This window comes from Herbaspirillum sp., assembly GCF_035644555.1.
Lineage (GTDB): Bacteria > Pseudomonadota > Gammaproteobacteria > Burkholderiales > Burkholderiaceae_D > Herbaspirillum.
This window is the reverse complement of sequence record NZ_DASQOH010000044.1, coordinates 67,057-83,334: the sequence shown is the minus strand read 5'-3', so window position 1 is coordinate 83,334 and position 16,278 is coordinate 67,057. Positions and strand designations below refer to the sequence as shown.

Here is a 16,278-nt window from a genome sequence, read left to right as displayed (position 1 = left end):
TCCGGCCGGCTCCCGCCCGTAGCGTTGATCTGCATGGTTTCACTACCGGTCTCGTCAGTGCAGTGGGTAGTCGCGCACGACTTCCGCCCCGAAATCATTGACGATGCGCAGTTGCATGTGCAGGTCCGAGCGTTCCACCGGCACACGCGTCAGTGGCCAGCGCAGTTGCTGGAACGGACTGATCACCGTGGCCCGCGCCAGCGGCTGTTGCTGCTCTCCCTGCAGCAGCGTCGCCTGCTGCACCACGACGTGGTAGGCACTGGCATTATCGACAACGACGGTGGCGGCACTGCCCGTACTATCGATGGAGAATGCCAGGCCATCCGGCGCCCGCGCAGCATCGGCCTCGCTGGCCAGTGCCGCTGGTCGGTAGAACAGTTTCATGCGGCTGCGCACGGTGAGCACCAGTTGGTTTTCCCCGACGGAATCAGCCTTCAGGGCCGGCACCTGGAGAAAATTGAGGAAGAACAGGGACTCCCGATCCTGTGGCAACGCTGCACCCACATACGACAATCGCACCATCTGGCCACCATGCGGCTCTACCCGAAACACCGGCGGAATCACCAGAAACGGCGAGGACAAGGCATGGGCATCGCCACTGCGACCATCGTCGAGCCACACCTGGACGAGATTGGGATGATCGTCCGGGTTACTGAAACGCAGCGCCTGTTCGCTGGCATCGGCAGGATAGATGATGCGTGTGCCAAGCATGGTCACGCTGGCCTGGACGCCTGCGATGAATACCAACATCATGATGAGCCCTGCGAGCAAGCTTGCTTTTTTCATGTTCAAAACGGAAAAGGCACCGCGGCGGCGATCCAGCGGCGGCGAAGGTGAAGCGACAAAGCTGGCGCCGGCGCGCATTCAATCTGCGAGACGCGTGGATTGAATGTGCACCGGACCTGAAGGTAGCGAAGGAGATGATCAACAAGAGGCGACGCGGCAAGGCAGCCGCCCCGGGGGCGGCCCGGCCCGCAGGTCAGAGGTAGTCCAGCGCGTACTGCACCGAGCCGATGACCGAACCGGCTCCCGCCGAGCCAGCCTCTGAGATGTAGCGCACGGAGAAGGTATGCGACGCACTGGTGGCGCCCGTGGCGATCTCCAGGCCATCAACCGAGACGGCACTTCCGCCGACCAGCTTGATGGCTTCTCCGCCCATGCCGGCACGCAATTGCAGCGCCACGTTCTTGGCACTGCCGAGGTTGGGGATGTTGTTACCACCGGTGGCTGAACTGGCCAGGAACTGGGTCTTGATCTTCAGTGAATCCGAAGCCGATGCCGTACAACCGCTCACGCTGACCACGAAGGGAGTCTCACCGGCGGCGCTGCCAGCGGCTACCAGGTCACCGGCAGCCACCGTGGGCAGCAACACCACCGGATTGGTGGCGCCATCGACCATCACCTGGCAGGTCTGCTTGCTGACCTGGCCACGGAAGCTGATGGTATTGCCGGCCGCCAGCACCAGAGATGGCGAGACCAACATCAGGATTGCAAGATACTTTTTCATGTTTACCCCCAAAAGGATTCGGCCGACCGAAAGAAAATGCAGACGCCGACCGAAGCGCCCTGCACCGATCGCATCTTAGGCAAGAGCGGGCATCCAGAGGATCGGCACACGCCCATGTATGGGCCGGCAAAATCTGATTGCGGCATGGGCGAAATCCCATTAGGCATCGGCCCATCCGCATTGCGGGCCAGGCCCATTCACCGGCGCAGCGCGGAGAGCGATGATGGCTGGTGTCTCCTTCCCCCCTTTCCCCCTTTCCCGCCCTGTCCGCCCATGTCCCTCTTCCCTCACTATCCTCATCGCGCGCGCACGATGCTGTTTTTGCTGCTGACGCTTTCCCTATGGCTGCTGGCACCGACGGCAGAGGCGATCTGCAAGCGCAACAACCGCGCCGCCTATCCGTTTGCGCCGCTCAGTGACGGCGGCTCTGCCCAGTTCTGGTTCGGCCGTATCAATCTGGCCAGTACGGCGATCCAGCCACCAGGCAGCATACTGGGCAGCGCGGTGGCCAGCGCCGCTGACGCCGCCGGCATCAACGGCGATACCCTGCTCTGGACCTGCGACCTGGCCGATGCCGACCAGATCTATGAAGTCTTTTCCACCAATGGTGATGACAGGGTCGGTGGCTATGCCGAAATAGGTATCAAGGATGGCCTCCATGGTTTCTATCGCACATGGTTTCCCGGGGTGGCGATCCGCCTCACGCATCTGCGCTCGGGCAAGATCCTTTCCCGCTATTACCAGTCCAGCAAGCTCGATACCTATGAAGTCGATCAGGCCACCAGGAAGATCCTGATCCGCGCCCGTCACCTCAGCCCGATCAAGGCCGAGGTGGCGAGGGTATCGGACCTGACACCGGGCACCGGAACCAGCAACTGGTGCAGTGGCGCACCGGACAACACGCGCTGGGCCGCCGTCGCGTATGAGTGCACCCAGCCCAATGGCTACCTGATGCTGCGCGGTCCCGGCTATAACCGTGCCAGCGGCGACATGGATGACGATGGCGAAGACCATGCCTATCGCTACCTGTTCTTTGGCGCGGCCAATGGCATTGCATTCGGCATGCGCATGGGCGCAACACTGAGTGTGCTGCCCTCCTGCGTGGTCCAGAATGTGACACCGGAAGTGGTGTTCCCGCCGATCTCGGAAACCGAGCTCAATCTGGGGCAGACGCGCCAGGTGGAATTCACGCTCTCATTCCGCTGCGACGAGGGCATCGGCAGCAAGCCGCCATTCGCCGCCGGCACCGATGACAACCAGACCGCCTTCGGACTCCAGGTTTCATCGGGTGCGCTGGCGGCTGCCCGCTTGCTGGGCTATGTGAATCAGAGTCAGGGGGTGCGCTATCTGCTTTCGGACAACTACGGCACCGACCCGTCGCTGGCTAAGGGAGTGGGGATAGGCCTGAGCGATGCAGACAATCAACAGGAGATGCAGTTCCTGAGTTCATCGGTGACCGGCCAGTGGCTGTCGCAGTCCTTCCCGTCCGGCCGCAATGCCGGCTGGTATCGGCTGAGGGCAACCGAGGAACGATGTCCGCCCAGACCGCCGTCGCCCGCTGCAGCCGTCGAACAATTTACGATCAACAAGCGCCTGACGGCGACGCTACAGAAACTGCCGGGGCAGACCGTCACACCGGGAAGAGTGTTCTCGACCGCCTATGTCATCGTGAAGGTCCAGTGAAGGTCTCGGTCCTAAGCGGCCTTCAGTCGTCCGGGCTGGCCATCATCGATGGGGAAATGCAGCAGTGCCGCGACGATTCCCACCACGAAGGTGGCCATCCACAGCAAGGAATACGATCCGCTCAGTTCCAGCATCCAGCCCCCCAGCCAGGCGCCAAGGAAGGAACCGATCTGGTGGCTCAGGAAGCACACGCCGAACAAGCTGCCCATGTGGGTCGGACCGAACAGGCGTGCCACCAGCGCCGTGGTCAGCGGGACCGTGCCCAACCAGGTCAGCCCCATGACGGCGGCAAACAGGGTCACCGACAGACTGCTCTTGGGGGCGATGAAGAACAATCCGATCGCGGTGCTGCGCACCAGGTACAGCCAGCCCAGCACCTGCTGCGGACGATAGCGACCGCCCAGCCAGCCGCAGGTCCAGCTGCCGGCCATGTTGAACAGGCCGATCAGCGCCAGCGCCGTCGCCGCCAGGCCGGTGGGCATGTGGCACAGCTCGAGATAGCCCGGCAGGTGGGTGGCGATGAAGGCCAGCTGGAATCCACAGGCGAAGAATCCCAGGGTCAGCAACTGGAAGCCACGGTGCCGCAGTGACTGCACCATCACCCGCCGCAAACCGCCCTCCTGGCGCGGCATGACCGGCGTACGGATCGCTGGGGAGCGCAACACCAGCCCCAGCGGCGCCACCATCAGGACCAGCACGGCCAGCACCAGCAGCGCCAGGCTGATCCCCGAGGCAGCGCGCAAAGCCTGCACCAGCGGCAACATCAGCACCTGGCCCAGCGAGCCACCGGCACTGACCAGCCCCATGGCGCTGCTGCGCCGTTCGGGCGGTACGCTGCGTCCCACCGCCGGTAGCACCACGCCGAAGCTGGTGCAACTGATACCCACGCCGATGAAGACCCCCATGCCCAAGACCAGCAAGGCGCCGTTGGGGGCGAGTGCCGTCAACGCCAGGCCGATGGCATAGCAGACCGCGCCGAATGCCACCACGGGCGCTGGGCCATGCCGATCGGTCATGGCCCCGGCCAGCGGCTGCGCCGCACCCCATACCAGGTTGTGCAGGGCGATCGCGAAGGCCACCAGGGTCACCGGCAGGCCATGATCGTAGGACAAGGGACTGATGAACAGGCCGAAGGTCTGGCGCGATCCGAGCGCCATGCTCATGATGATCGCGCCGGCCACCACGGCCCACCACGGTTTGCGATTAACAGAAGCCTGGCTCATGGGAAATCTCTGTACTGGATGATGGAATGCTCCGATTTGACTATGAAATCGGGTGAGATTCAAATGACTTCGGTTGCCTCTCGCATTCCGTGTACGCATGCGAAAGAATTGCACCGCAAGTACCACGGCAGCGCCCGGCCATGCTTCAATAGCGCATTCCATCTCCGTCTGTGGACCGTCATGACCCTGCCCCTCGCCAAACTGCCGCCGCTGGACCTGATCCGTGGCTTCGTCGCCGTCGGCCGCCGCATGAGCTTCACGCTGGCCGCGCAGGACCTGTTTCTGACACAGTCGGCGGTCAGCCGCCAGGTTCACCTGCTGGAAGAATTCATGGGGACGCCCTTGCTGCAGCGGCATCATCGGGCGATCTCTTTCACCCCCGCCGGCGAGCGGCTATTCCGCAGCACCGATACCCTCCTGCTGCAGCTGCAGGACACGCTCGGGGAATTGCGCGCCGGGCAGGCGGCACGGCCAGTCACCATCACCGCCAGCATCGGCATGACCGGGCTGTGGCTGCTGCCGCGCCTGTCGCGGCTGCAGCGGCAACTGCCGGGGGTGGAGGTGCGGGTGGCCGCCAGCGACAGCGTGCTCGACCTGCGCCACGAAGACATCGATCTGGCGCTGCGCTACACCACCCGCGCCCACACACCACCGGAAGCGTTCCGCCTGTTCGGCGAATCGGTGGCGCCGGTGGCACATCCCCTGCTGCTCAAGCACGGCAGGCTGCCGGCCGATACCACCCTGATCGAATTCGAACAGGCCAATCCGCGCCTGCGCTGGAAGGACTGGCTGGAAGGTGGGGAATGGAAGAAGAAGCGCCGCATGCTGCGCTTCAACCAATACGACATGGTGATCCAGGCCGCGCTGGCTGGACAGGGTGTGGCGCTGGGCCGCATCGAACTGATCGGGCCACAGCTGGACAGCGGCCAGCTGGTGCTGCTGGCTGAACCGAGGGCGCAGGACGAGGACGGCTACGCCTACTGGATGATCCAGGCCACCCCGGCGGCGCGGCGCGAGGTACAGCAGGTCGCCAGCTGGATCCGCGCCGAAGCCGGAACCCCGGGCTAGCCTCACACCCTGGCGGCCTGTCCGGCACAGGCGGCCAGGGCGTCTTCCAACCTGTCATTGCCCCAGAACATCTCGCTGCCGACGAAGAAAGTGGGGGCGCCGAAGATGCCCAGCGCCCGCGCGCTGGCCGTCTGCTCGCGCAGGCGCATGCGATTCTCCCCGGATTGCGCGCGGACCAGGATGTCCGCTACCGGCAGATCCATCGCGGCGAGCACTTCACTGACGGTCTCGGCACTGTCGATATCACGATCCTCGACGAAATTCAGGTGCATCATCAGGCGGCAGAATCCCCCCACCCAGGCCGCCCCGGCCCAGGCCAGCGCGACCCGCGTGGCCAGCACCGCCGTGCGCGGGAAACGGCTGGGTCGGGTCCACGGCAGGCCATACTTGCGGCACTGGCGCGCCATGTCCTGCCAGGTGTAGTCCCCCTTCTCCTTCTGCAACACGAAGGGCGAGGTATTCCAGCCCAGCTCGCGGAACACCGGCCCCAGCAAGAAAGGACGCCATTGCACCCCCACTCCGGCATGCCGGACAGCCTGTTCGATGCGCAGCGTGCTGAGGTAACTGTAATTGCTGCCGAAGTCGAACCAGTATTCGATCGTGGGAAGAGCCGCGCTCATGCATGCACCACCAGGCAGCGGATTTCCAGGCTCTTGCGCAACGGCGCTGCGGGACCGATCTCGGGCAGGTCGAAGGCGCTGTGCGGCGTGAAGCGCGCCACGCCACTGGTGCGCGAATCGAACTGCTTGAGCACCAGCGCATGCTGGCGGTCCATCTGCGGGAAGTAGGCCCAGCGGTGCGCGGGATTGTGGCGCATCAGATAGATCTCGCCGGTACGGCGCGGATAGCGCACCTCCCCCCGCACCAGGTCTTCCTGCGCCACGCTGCGCGCATCGACCACGGCCAGCGGCGTATCCTCGATCACGCCGCGCAGGCTGCGCCAGATGTTGATGATGGAAAAGTGGCGGGCAAAGGGGATCAGGTCCGAATCATGCAGGACCATGGATAGCCTGCGGCGTCCCGATACCTCGGTGTAGTCGTTGTGGATACGGCCGTTGGCGGCCGGGGTGGCGCCCCGCGCGGTGCGCCCGAAATCCAGCGCGGTGCGGCCCGGATCGCGCTCGCGTACCAGGTGATCGAAGACATAGGCATGGGTGCCGCCAGTGACCTGCAGAGCCAGCTCCACCGCTTCGGCGTAGCAGGTGGACTCGATCTCGGCGGCATCGTCCGGGTTGCGCAGCGCGGTCGGGGCGTCCCGCAGTTCGAAGCCGTTGCGGTCGATGTCGAGCCCACTCCATCCGCTGGCATCGGCGATGAAGGTATCGTGCACGGCGTACTCGGCGCTCTCCCAGGGAATGCCGGGAGGCGGGGTAAAGGCATAGCTGACCGGATTGCGGGCATCGCGGGCGAGATAGCTCAGGCGTGCGTGAACGCCGGGCTTCGCATCAGCATAAATCATGTCAACGGGACCGTGGGCGGTAGGCGTATCCATCAGGGCTCCTGGTTCAAGAATGGCTGTCGATATCGACATTGAAGCAGTGCAGCATGCCGCGTTCAAACGATTAATTTGGCCTTTCACATGCGCAGAAGGAATACGAGATGCCATGACGGCCCGCGCCGACATCCACCGCTGCGGCATATACTTATGACGAATCGTTTCTTGGCGCTCTACCCGATGTCGCGCTAGGGTCTGGGTGTGGCAGCGCCTTCCGGCTTCCCCGTTCAACGACAAGAGAGAGACAACATGGCAGACAACCCACAATGGAAATTCGAGACCGTATCGGTACACGGTGGCTACGACCCTGATCCGACCACGCGCGCGGTGGCCGTGCCGATCTACCAGACGGTGGCCTTCGCCTTCGATGATACCCAGCATGGCGCCGACCTGTTCGATCTCAAGGTCCAGGGCAATATCTATTCGCGCATCATGAACCCGACCCAGGACGTGCTGGAAAAGCGCCTGGCAGCCCTGGAAGGCGGCATTGCCGCGCTGGCGCTGGCCTCTGGCCAGGCGGCCGTCACCTATGCGATCCAGACCATTGCCGAGGCGGGCGACAACATCGTCTCGGCCTCCACGCTCTATGGCGGCACCTACAACCTGTTCGCCCACACCCTGCCGCAGTTCGGCATCACCACGCGCTTCGCCGATCCGCGCCAGCCTGCTTCCTTTGAACCCCTGATCGACGACCGTACCAAGGCCATCTTCATCGAATCCATCGGCAATCCGCTGGGCAACGTCACCGACATCGCCGCCGTGGCCGCGATCGCGCATCGGCATGGCGTCCCGCTGATCGTGGACAATACGGTGGCCACGCCCTACCTGCTGCGCCCCTTCGAACACGGCGCCGACATCGTGGTGCACTCGCTGACGAAATACCTGGGCGGTCACGGCACCACGCTGGGCGGGGCCATCGTGGATTCCGGCAAGTTCCCCTGGGCGCAGCACAAGGAACGCTTCAAGCGCCTCAACGAGCCCGATGTCAGCTATCACGGCGTGGTCTATACCGAAGCACTGGGCGAGGCCGCCTACATCGGGCGGGCACGCGTGGTGCCGCTGCGCAATACCGGAGCGGCGCTGTCACCCTTCAATGCCTTCCAGATCCTGCAGGGCATCGAAACGCTGGCGCTGCGCCTGGACCGCATCACCGCCAACGCGCTGGCGGTGGCGCAGTATCTGAAGCGCCATCCCAAGGTGCGCTGGGTCAACTATGCCGGGCTGGAAGACCATCCCGATCATTCGCTGGCGCAGAAATACTTCAAGGGTCGCGCCTCGGGCGTGCTGACCTTTGGTGTGGCCAATGGTCGCGACGGCGGTGCACGGTTCCAGGATGCGCTGCAGCTCTTCACGCGCCTGGTCAACATCGGCGATGCCAAGTCGCTGGCCACGCACCCGGCGTCCACCACGCACCGCCAGCTGTCGCCGGAGGAGCTGGCAAAGGCTGGCGTGACCGTGGACACGGTGCGCCTGTCCATCGGCATCGAGCATATCGATGACCTGCTGGCCGATCTGGATCAGGCTTTGCAGTCGGCCTGACAGCGGGCATTCCTCTCCACGAAAAAAAGTGGCTCCGCAATGCGGAGCCACTGTCACATTGCGGCCGGAACAATCAGGCAGCCTGCTTTTGCTGCTTTTCCAGTTTCTGGCGCACGCGTTCTGCCACCAGTTCGCGCGTGCGCGGGATCAGTTCGCGACCGTAGTCGAGGGCATCTTCCAGCGGATCGAAACCGCGGATCAGGAAGGTCGTCACGCCCAGGTCGTAGTAATCCAGCAGCGCCTCGGCCACCTGCCCGGGCGTACCGACCAGGGCCGTGGAATTGTAGCGGGCACCGGTTTCGCGGGCGATGGCGGTCCACAGACGACGATCCACCCGATCCCCCTTCTCGGCAGCGGCCAGCAGGCGGCGTGCGCCGGTGCTTTCCTGGGGACCGGTATAGGCCGGATGGCGAACACCATCGCCCGCGCGCAGGCGGCGTGTCTCGGCCAGGATACGTTCGGCACGCTCCCAGGCAGCGTCTTCGGTGGCTGCCAGGATGGGACGGAAGGAGACCGAGAAACTGATCTCCCTTCCATGCCGTGCCGCTTCGGTTCGCACACGTCCGGTCAGCTCGCGCACCTGGTCCAGTGACTCGCCCCACAGCGCATACACGTCTGCGTGCCGTCCCGCCACCGGAATGGCGGCCTCGGAAGCACCACCGAAGAAGATCGGGATATGCGGCTGCTGGACCGGCTTGACCTCGGAGTAAGCCTGTTCGAAGCGGTAATGCGCGCCCTCGTGATCAAAGGGCTGCGTGGCGGTCCACACGCGGCGCAGGATGTGCAGGTACTCATCGGTGCGGGCGTAGCGCTGGTCATGGTCGAGGTAGTCGCCATCGCGCCGCTGTTCGCTGTCGGAGCCGCCAGAGATGATGTGAACGCCGAGCCGCCCGCCGCTGTAGTGGTCGAGTGTAGCCAGTTGGCGCGCCGCCAGTGTGGGCGACACAAAACCCGGGCGGTGCGCCAGCATCAGCTTGATGTGTCGCGTGGCGGCAGCCACCTGGGCGATGGTGAGGATGGCGTCCGGCCCGTTGGAGTGGTACGGGACCAGCACCCGGTCGAAGCCGGCTTCCTCGTGCGCCCGCGCAAAGCGCAGCAGGTAATCGGTATCGATGGCCGGTCCGACGGCGGGATGGATCTCCGAATTCTTGTTGGTGGTGACCATGCCGATGAAGTTGACGCTCATGCTTCTCTCCTTGAAATGAATCAGACCTTGACGATGTAATCGCTCACCTGCACCTTCTGCGGCAGGATCTTGCGTGCGGCCAACCAATCGGCCGCTCCCTGGAAGGTGGCGATGAACTTCGCGTCATCGGTGCCATGGAACTCCCAGCGGCGCGCCAGCCTGATGAGCGAATCGCGTACCGCGTCCGAATAACCGGCATCCTTTTGCACCAGGATCTCGGCCTCGCGCGGATTCCTGCTGATCCACTCGCCCTCGGCACGATAGGCGGCATTGACGGCGCGCACGATGTCGGCGTTTTCCTGGGCGAACTTGCGATGGGTGACGTAGGAGTTGAAGTCGATCAGGAAATCCAGATCGCGGCCTTCGAAGAAGACGTCATGCGCCTTGTATTCGACCCGCGCAATGTCCACGCCCGGGCTCCACATCGACCAGGCATCGACCTTGCCCTGGGAAAAGGCCGGACCGGCGTCCGGCGGATTGAGGTAGACGAACTGGACCTTGTCGCGGGCGATGCCATGCTTTTCCAGCGCCGCCACCAGCAGGAACTCGCCCAGGCCCGAGCGGTTTACCGCCACGGTCTTGCCGACCAGGTCGCTGACCTTGGTGATGCCGGAGCCATCCTTGGCAATGATGGCGGTGCTGCGTGGCTCGACCACGGCAAACTGGGTGAATACCAGCGGCGAGCCGGCGATCATGGCCGCCAGCGCGGGCGTAGTGCTACCGCCGAAACCAAAGTCGGCGCTACCGCCGGTGACCGCCTGCAGCGAAGGCGCGTGATTGGGGAAAGGGCCCACCCATTGCACCTTGATGCCATCGCGGGCCAGGGTCTTTTCGAATTCGCCACGGGTGCGGGCGATACCGGGCAGACCGCCCTTGCCCCAGGCCAGGCGCACGGTATCGGTATTGCGAGAGGAACCGGCGGCCAGAGCGACGGCGGGTGCACCGACGGCACCCAGGGCGGTGGCGCCTGCGGCCGCCTGCAGCAGCAGGCGACGATGAAGATCGATGGACTTGTTGTCTTGTGTCATGAGCATTCAATGGTGGTAAAGGGAAATCGAACCGGCATTCAATTCCGGTTAATGTGCTGCCTCGCCGGCTGCCACGCCCAGTTCGGCCAGCAATTGCGTGCGCAGGGCCTCGGCCGCCGGGTGGGCACGATGATGGGCGGCTTCCGGCGCGACCCGGTGATCGCTGGCAATGGCACCATCGCGCATGACCAGGATGCGGTCGGCCAGGACGATGGCTTCATCGACATCATGCGTGACCAGCAGCACACCGGGGCGATGGCGCGCCAGCAGTTGGCGCACCAGGGCATGCATGCGGATGCGGGTCAGGGCATCCAGGGCAGCGAAGGGTTCATCCAGCAGCAGCAGGCGCGGTTCGCGCACCAGGGCACGTGCCAGCGCCACGCGCTGCGCCTGGCCACCGGAGAGATTGCGGGGCCAGTCGTCGCTGCGGCCACCCAGGCCGACTTCTTCCAGCGCCGCCTGCGCGCGCGGCTTGCCGATCTTGTCATCGAGTCCCAGGGAAACGTTGCGCCACAAGGGATCCCACGGGATCAGGCGCGGTTCCTGGAACACCACGGCCGGTTGCGCCGGACCATCGATGCGGCCGCCATCGATGGCGTCCAGCCCCGCCAGCGCGCGCAGCAGGGTGGTCTTGCCGCAACCGCTCTCACCCAGCAGGGCCACGAACTCGCCGCGATGGATGCGCAGGTTCAAGCCCTGGATGACGGTGCGCTGGCCGTAGCGGCGCTTGAGACCGGCGACCTGCACGGCAATCTCATCGACGCCGGCCGGATGCATGGGTTGGGTGGTGGTGCTCATCATTTCCCCTTGGCGGCGTAGTTGGGATGCCAGGCCAGCAGACGGCGCTCCAGCAGGCGGGCAATGGCATCCGAGACCACGCCGATGCCGGCATAGATGACGATGGTCAGCACGATCACGTCGGTCTGCAGGAATTCACGCGCATCCATGGCCAGTGAGCCGATGCCGGTATTGGCGGCAATGGTTTCGGCGATCACCAGTGCCAGCCAGGCCACTGCCAGCGCATAGCGCACCCCGGCCAGGATCGAGGGCAAGGCACCGGGCAGCACGATGCGACGGATCAGGGTCCAGTTGGAGAGCCCGGTCACGCGACCCAGTTCGAGCAGCTTAGGATCGACCTGGCGGATGCCCAGCACGGTATTGATATAGATCGGGAACAGCACGCCCAGCGACACCAGGAACACCTTGCCACCCTCGCCCACACCGAACCACACGATCACCAGCGGCAACGCCGCCAGGAAGGGGACGGCGCGCACCATCTGCACACTGCGGTCGAACAGGGCTTCGGCCAGCCGCGAGAAGCCGACCAGGGTGCCCAGCACGAAGCCGAGGCTGCCGCCGATGACGAAGCCGGCGGCGGCCCGCAGGAGACTGGCACCGAGGTCGGAGAGCAGGCGGCCCTGACCGATCAGGTTCCAGGCGGTCTGCAATACCTTGCTGGGCGCCGGCAGCACTTGCGGCGAGAGCACACCGGCGCGGGCGAAGGCCTCCCATAGCAGGACCAGGAGCACAGGCGCGGCCCAGGAGAGCAGGAACAGGCTACGGTTGCCGAGTTCTTGCAAGGGACGCAGTCGCCTCGATCGGCGCCCGGGGGAGGACTCGGCGGCTGCCGGCAGGGGGAAACGATTCACCGCTTCGGACATGGGGATTTCCTTCTCTGACGTTTCAGGATGCGCAACCACAGTGGCGCAGGAAGGAAATGCTAATCAGCTTCGCGGTGAGCGAATACGAATGATTTTATGCTTGGATAGTTGATAAACGGATTTGGACTTCGTAGCGCAGTTTCAGCGGAGCTCGTCTTCGCCCACACCCGGCACGCCACGCCGGATCAGCTTGCTGTAGTCGTCCCCCGGACCGCTTTGCAAAGCCCGTCCGGTGATGCGGCCAGCCTCGCGCAGTTGCTCGAAGTGGTAGCCGGGCGTGAGTGCGCCATGGTCGAAGGCGTATTCGGCGAAATAACCGGAGAGCAGCAGGCGATAGTCCAGTGGCAACGTGGGGGAAAGACGGCGCGCCAACTCGAAGACGATGGTGGTGCAGTTGCTGGTGAGGGTGTTGTAGAAGCGCGGTGTGGCGCGCACCTGCGCGGCGCGTTCCAGGTATCCGAGGAAGACCTTGCGCAACTGGTCGGGACGCAGTTGCAGGCGATACAGGTAGACGTCCTCGCCACGGGCGTTGGTGCGGGTACGGACGATGTCGCGCTCGTCGGCGGCGACGATCACGGTCTCGAACTTGCGGAAGAAGCCGCCCAGGGCCGAGAAGGATTCGCCGCGTTCGCGCCGGATCTCCAGCGAAAATACCAGGCGCCGGCCATCGGCAAACCCGAAAGAAACCAGGGTGTGCGCAATCGCCGGCCCCATCCAGTAGGACAGCAGCAGGTCGGCCGAGACCAGTTGCGACAGATCGTAGTCACGCGACTCCCAGCGCACGTCGTAATCGGTCTCGCTGCGCCATTCGAAGTTGCGTACATTGTCCAGTCTGACGCGATCACCCGTGACCTGCGAGACCAGCATGCAGGCCACATCGTCGGCCCAGACCCGATCATGGGAAGCACGGATGCCACGCCACCAGCTCAGCAACACCACCAGTGCCAGCACGAAAGCCAGCGCCCCCCAGGCCGACGCGCCACCTGCCCCAGCCAATGCTCCCAGGGTGGCCAGCGCTGGCAGACTCCATGCCGTCATCACCAACAGACGCGCCCAGCGTGGCCCGGGGCACTGATACCAGAGCGCAAAACCACCCCAGGCCGCCAGTCCCAGCACCAGGCAGGCCAGCAAGATCAGCAATACGATAAAAAGAAGGCTCATTGACGTCGCGCACGCTTGTTATTGGTCTGGCGTCGGGGTCCCTCCCCCTCGCTCCCGGGCATTGTAGCCGTCCCGCGCGCATATGTTTATGCGGATATATTCGTGGCTGCCGCCGGGGTGGCCGGCACAGAATCGTCGGGTTTCCCATCATCAGGAATGCCTCCATGGAGCGCGACCGGTCGGTCTTACTTGCGTACGGCCTGAGCCTGTGCACGTGCCACGAGTCGTTCCCCTCCCCGGAGCCCCCCATGAGCCAGCCCCCACGGCAATTGCATCTGAACGTCAATATCCTGCATTCCGGCTTCATCCCGTCGGCGTGGCGCCTGCCGCACGCCGATCCGCTGGCCTTCATCGATGCCGCGCATTACGTCAAGGTGGCGCGCATCGCCGAGGCGGCCAAATTCGATGCGGTGTTCCTGGCCGACAATGCGGCCATCATCGAGCAGATCGATTTCCGTCCCATCACGGCGCTGGAGCCTACGGTGCTGCTGGCCACGGTGGCGGCCGCGACCACCCATATCGGCGTCATCGGTACCGCCTCCACCAGCTACAACGAGCCGTACAACATCGCACGCCGCTTCGCGACACTGGACCATGTCAGCGGCGGCCGCGCCGGCTGGAACATCGTCACCACCGCCGATGTCGCATCGGCCCGCAATTTCGGGCTGGACAAGGTTCCCGACCATGCAGCGCGTTATGCGCGTGCAGACGAATTCACCCAGGTGGTGAAGTCGCTATGGAACAGCTGGGAAGACGAGGCGCTGGTGGCCGACAAAGTCAGCGGTCGTTTCATCGATGACAGCCGGGTGCATCCCATCGCCCATCGCGGCAGCCACTTCCAGGTGCACGGCTCGCTGAACCTGCCGCGCACGCCGCAAGGCCAGCCGGTACTGGTACAGGCCGGCGGATCGGGGGATGGCCAGGAGCTGGCCGCACGTCACGCGGAGGCGGTCTTCTCGGCGGCCCATACCGTGGAAGAATCGCTGGCCTACAGCCGCGCCATCAATACCCGCGCCGCACAACTCGGACGCGGCCCCCATGCGGTCAAGATCCTGCCGGGGCTGGCCACCATCATCGGGGCCACCGAAGCCGAAGCACTGCGCCGACGCGACGAACTGATCGACAACATTCCCTGGAGCTATAGCCTGAAGCGCCTGGCCGGCATCCTCGGGGTACCGGTGGATAGCCTGGACCTGGATCGCCCCCTGCCGGACAAGCTGGCCCTGCCCGGTGGCGGCAATGGCAACCACACCTTCTTCCATGCCACGCTGTCGCTGGTGAAGGGGCGGCCACACACGGTGCGCGATGTCATCCGTGCCCTGTGCGGTGGCGGCGGTCACCGGGTACTGGTCGGCACGCCCGAGCAGATTGCCGATGACATCAAACGGTGGTTCAAGGCCGGCGCCGCCGACGGTTTCAACCTGATGCCCGATGCCCTGCCGGATGGCCTGCAGCACTTCGTCGATGGCGTGGTGCCGCTGCTGCAACAACGCGGTCTGTTCCGTCGCGACTACGAGGGCAAGACCCTGCGTTCCCATTTCGGACTCGTACATCCTGGCAGCACCGGTGGCCAGGCCAGGGCGGCCTGAGCCTCCGGATCAAGCACAATAGACCAAAGGCTCGCCCCCGGAACGACCGGGAGCGAGCCTTTTTGCTTGATGGTAGCGGGGTGGCAACGGGCCGGACAATGCGCCGATCAGTTCTTGCCCAATTTGAGGTTCTTGTCGTCCTGGTCCTTGCTGCTGAAATAATCCGGCAGGGTGAAACCGTCATAGAAGCGGTCGCTGCGGATGGCCTTCTGGAAATAGTCGGAACGGTAGGCCTGGGCGATATCGCGGGCATAGGTCTCGTCCTGGCGGGTCTTCTTGACGGCCACCACGTTGATGTAGGGCGGCTTCATGTCTTCCAGGATGAAGGCCTCGGACAGCTTGAGTTTGGCGAAGATGGCGAAGTTGCCCTGGATGGCGGCGAAATCGGCGTCATCCAGCGCGCGTGGACCCTGGGCATTCTCCAGCAGTACCAGTTTCAGGCCGACCTTGTTTTCCACCACGTCCAGTTCGGTGACGTCGACCGGCTTGTTCTCGCGGATGCGGATCCAGCCCAGCCTTTGCAATATCCACAGGGCGCGCTGCAGATTGACCGGATCATTGGGCACGGCGACGGTGAAGCCCTTCTTCAGGTTGTTCAGGTCCTTGTGCTTGCGCGAATACAGGCCCATGGGGGGCGTAGGCACCTGCACGATGCCCACCAGGTCGGTCTTGTTGCGCTCATTGTAGGAAGCCAGAAATACCGAGTGCTGCATCACGTTGGCATCGATGTCGCCCTTGAAGACGGCGCTGTTGGCTTCCAGTCCTGTGGAAAACTCATAGTAGCGGATCTTGTAGCCCTTCTTCTGCAGCTCGGGTTGCACGCCCAGCTTGAATTCGTCGATGTAGGGGCCGGGGACGAAGCCGATCTTCAGTTCGCGTTCGGGCGTGGCAGGGGGCGCGGCGTGGGCGCCGGCAATCACGGCAGCGCCGATGAGCAGCAGGCCGGCAAGTTGCTTGAGCATGATGGACTTCCTTCAGTGGATCGCGGAAATACCCGCCGCCAACTTGCATCACATTGGCGTGGGAATATGGCGGGTGGCGTATGTGGATGATTTCCTTGGGAGGTGAAACCGACCAAGGATTATGTGGCCGCGAACCGGTCCGAATGAACGAAGGAAAACGGATAAGAATATACAGA

General features: G+C 64.2%; 15 protein-coding genes. 4 read left to right on the top strand and 11 right to left on the bottom strand.

The annotated features are described in order from the left end of the window. Positions 1-54: 54 nt before the first annotated feature. Together VE092_RS11545 and VE092_RS11540 are read right to left on the bottom strand one after the other, a co-directional pair. The gene (locus tag VE092_RS11545; protein ID WP_324876831.1) at positions 55-864 is read right to left on the bottom strand and encodes a molecular chaperone; all 810 of its coding nucleotides are present in this window, start codon (positions 862-864) and stop codon (positions 55-57) included. 115 nt (positions 865-979) lie between these two features. Then, entirely contained in the window at positions 980-1,507 is a 528-nt protein-coding gene (locus VE092_RS11540; protein WP_039876786.1) for a fimbrial protein, read from the bottom strand. A gap of 36 nt (positions 1,508-1,543) precedes the next feature. On the opposite strand from VE092_RS11540, the gene VE092_RS11535 reads away from it, so the two are divergent. Continuing rightward, positions 1,544-3,190: a fimbrial protein gene (locus VE092_RS11535; protein WP_324876828.1), complete on the top strand. Its 1,647-nt coding sequence runs from the start codon at positions 1,544-1,546 to the stop codon at positions 3,188-3,190. A gap of 11 nt (positions 3,191-3,201) precedes the next feature. Here the strand turns inward: VE092_RS11535 and VE092_RS11530 are convergent, their stop codons facing one another. Beyond that, on the bottom strand, positions 3,202-4,413 hold the full coding sequence (locus tag VE092_RS11530; RefSeq protein WP_324876825.1) for an MFS transporter: 1,212 nt from the start codon (positions 4,411-4,413) through the stop codon (positions 3,202-3,204). A gap of 180 nt (positions 4,414-4,593) precedes the next feature. Here VE092_RS11530 and VE092_RS11525 point away from each other — a divergent pair, with 180 nt between their 5' ends. Continuing rightward, on the top strand, positions 4,594-5,481 hold the full coding sequence (locus VE092_RS11525; protein ID WP_324876823.1) for a LysR substrate-binding domain-containing protein: 888 nt from the start codon (positions 4,594-4,596) through the stop codon (positions 5,479-5,481). A gap of 2 nt (positions 5,482-5,483) precedes the next feature. Here the strand turns inward: VE092_RS11525 and VE092_RS11520 are convergent, their stop codons facing one another. Both VE092_RS11520 and VE092_RS11515 read right to left on the bottom strand, forming a co-directional pair. After that, on the bottom strand, positions 5,484-6,101 hold the full coding sequence (locus VE092_RS11520) for a 2-hydroxychromene-2-carboxylate isomerase (RefSeq protein WP_324876821.1): 618 nt from the start codon (positions 6,099-6,101) through the stop codon (positions 5,484-5,486). Next, complete coding sequence (locus tag VE092_RS11515; protein WP_324876819.1) at positions 6,098-6,973, bottom strand: CmcJ/NvfI family oxidoreductase; 876 nt, start codon at positions 6,971-6,973, stop codon at positions 6,098-6,100. Before VE092_RS11515 ends, VE092_RS11520 begins: the two co-directional genes overlap by 4 nt. Before the next feature lie 252 nt (positions 6,974-7,225). Here VE092_RS11515 and VE092_RS11510 point away from each other — a divergent pair, with 252 nt between their 5' ends. Then, complete coding sequence (locus VE092_RS11510; protein WP_324876817.1) at positions 7,226-8,515, top strand: O-acetylhomoserine aminocarboxypropyltransferase/cysteine synthase family protein; 1,290 nt, start codon at positions 7,226-7,228, stop codon at positions 8,513-8,515. A 73-nt stretch (positions 8,516-8,588) separates the two neighbouring features. On the opposite strand, the gene VE092_RS11505 is transcribed toward VE092_RS11510, so the two are convergent. The 5 genes from VE092_RS11505 to VE092_RS11485 all read right to left on the bottom strand — a co-directional run bounded on the left by VE092_RS11505 (position 8,589) and on the right by VE092_RS11485 (position 13,551). Further along, a complete protein-coding gene (locus VE092_RS11505) occupies positions 8,589-9,701 on the bottom strand; it encodes an LLM class flavin-dependent oxidoreductase (RefSeq protein ID WP_324876815.1) in 1,113 nt (370 codons plus the stop codon). A 20-nt stretch (positions 9,702-9,721) separates the two neighbouring features. Then, complete coding sequence (locus VE092_RS11500; protein WP_324876813.1) at positions 9,722-10,729, bottom strand: NrtA/SsuA/CpmA family ABC transporter substrate-binding protein; 1,008 nt, start codon at positions 10,727-10,729, stop codon at positions 9,722-9,724. 48 nt (positions 10,730-10,777) lie between these two features. Beyond that, entirely contained in the window at positions 10,778-11,527 is a 750-nt protein-coding gene (locus tag VE092_RS11495; protein ID WP_324876811.1) for an ABC transporter ATP-binding protein, read from the bottom strand. Next, positions 11,527-12,390, bottom strand: a complete 864-nt coding sequence (locus VE092_RS11490) for an ABC transporter permease subunit (RefSeq protein ID WP_324876809.1) — start codon at positions 12,388-12,390, stop codon at positions 11,527-11,529. Before VE092_RS11490 ends, VE092_RS11495 begins: the two co-directional genes overlap by 1 nt. 141 nt (positions 12,391-12,531) lie before the next feature. After that, complete coding sequence (locus VE092_RS11485) at positions 12,532-13,551, bottom strand: DUF4105 domain-containing protein (protein WP_324876807.1); 1,020 nt, start codon at positions 13,549-13,551, stop codon at positions 12,532-12,534. 248 nt (positions 13,552-13,799) lie between these two features. On the opposite strand from VE092_RS11485, the gene VE092_RS11480 reads away from it, so the two are divergent. Beyond that, entirely contained in the window at positions 13,800-15,140 is a 1,341-nt protein-coding gene (locus VE092_RS11480; RefSeq protein ID WP_324876805.1) for an LLM class flavin-dependent oxidoreductase, read from the top strand. Between the two features lie 107 nt (positions 15,141-15,247). On the opposite strand, the gene VE092_RS11475 is transcribed toward VE092_RS11480, so the two are convergent. Next, entirely contained in the window at positions 15,248-16,102 is an 855-nt protein-coding gene (locus tag VE092_RS11475) for a MetQ/NlpA family ABC transporter substrate-binding protein (protein WP_324876803.1), read from the bottom strand. Positions 16,103-16,278 lie beyond the last annotated feature (176 nt).

Bases quoted from the DNA above. Each gene is read 5' to 3' on its own strand.
- VE092_RS11545 (WP_324876831.1), bottom strand. From the start codon at position 864: ATGCGCGCCGGCGCCAGCTTTGTCGCTTCACCTTCGCCGCCGCTGGAT.
- VE092_RS11540 (WP_039876786.1), bottom strand. From the start codon at position 1,507: ATGAAAAAGTATCTTGCAATCCTGATGTTGGTCTCGCCATCTCTGGTG.
- VE092_RS11535 (WP_324876828.1), top strand. From the start codon at position 1,544: ATGCAGACGCCGACCGAAGCGCCCTGCACCGATCGCATCTTAGGCAAG.
- VE092_RS11530 (WP_324876825.1), bottom strand. From the start codon at position 4,413: ATGAGCCAGGCTTCTGTTAATCGCAAACCGTGGTGGGCCGTGGTGGCC.
- VE092_RS11525 (WP_324876823.1), top strand. From the start codon at position 4,594: ATGACCCTGCCCCTCGCCAAACTGCCGCCGCTGGACCTGATCCGTGGC.
- VE092_RS11520 (WP_324876821.1), bottom strand. From the start codon at position 6,101: ATGAGCGCGGCTCTTCCCACGATCGAATACTGGTTCGACTTCGGCAGC.
- VE092_RS11515 (WP_324876819.1), bottom strand. From the start codon at position 6,973: ATGGATACGCCTACCGCCCACGGTCCCGTTGACATGATTTATGCTGAT.
- VE092_RS11510 (WP_324876817.1), top strand. From the start codon at position 7,226: ATGGCAGACAACCCACAATGGAAATTCGAGACCGTATCGGTACACGGT.
- VE092_RS11505 (WP_324876815.1), bottom strand. From the start codon at position 9,701: ATGAGCGTCAACTTCATCGGCATGGTCACCACCAACAAGAATTCGGAG.
- VE092_RS11500 (WP_324876813.1), bottom strand. From the start codon at position 10,729: ATGACACAAGACAACAAGTCCATCGATCTTCATCGTCGCCTGCTGCTG.
- VE092_RS11495 (WP_324876811.1), bottom strand. From the start codon at position 11,527: ATGAGCACCACCACCCAACCCATGCATCCGGCCGGCGTCGATGAGATT.
- VE092_RS11490 (WP_324876809.1), bottom strand. From the start codon at position 12,390: ATGTCCGAAGCGGTGAATCGTTTCCCCCTGCCGGCAGCCGCCGAGTCC.
- VE092_RS11485 (WP_324876807.1), bottom strand. From the start codon at position 13,551: ATGAGCCTTCTTTTTATCGTATTGCTGATCTTGCTGGCCTGCCTGGTG.
- VE092_RS11480 (WP_324876805.1), top strand. From the start codon at position 13,800: ATGAGCCAGCCCCCACGGCAATTGCATCTGAACGTCAATATCCTGCAT.
- VE092_RS11475 (WP_324876803.1), bottom strand. From the start codon at position 16,102: ATGCTCAAGCAACTTGCCGGCCTGCTGCTCATCGGCGCTGCCGTGATT.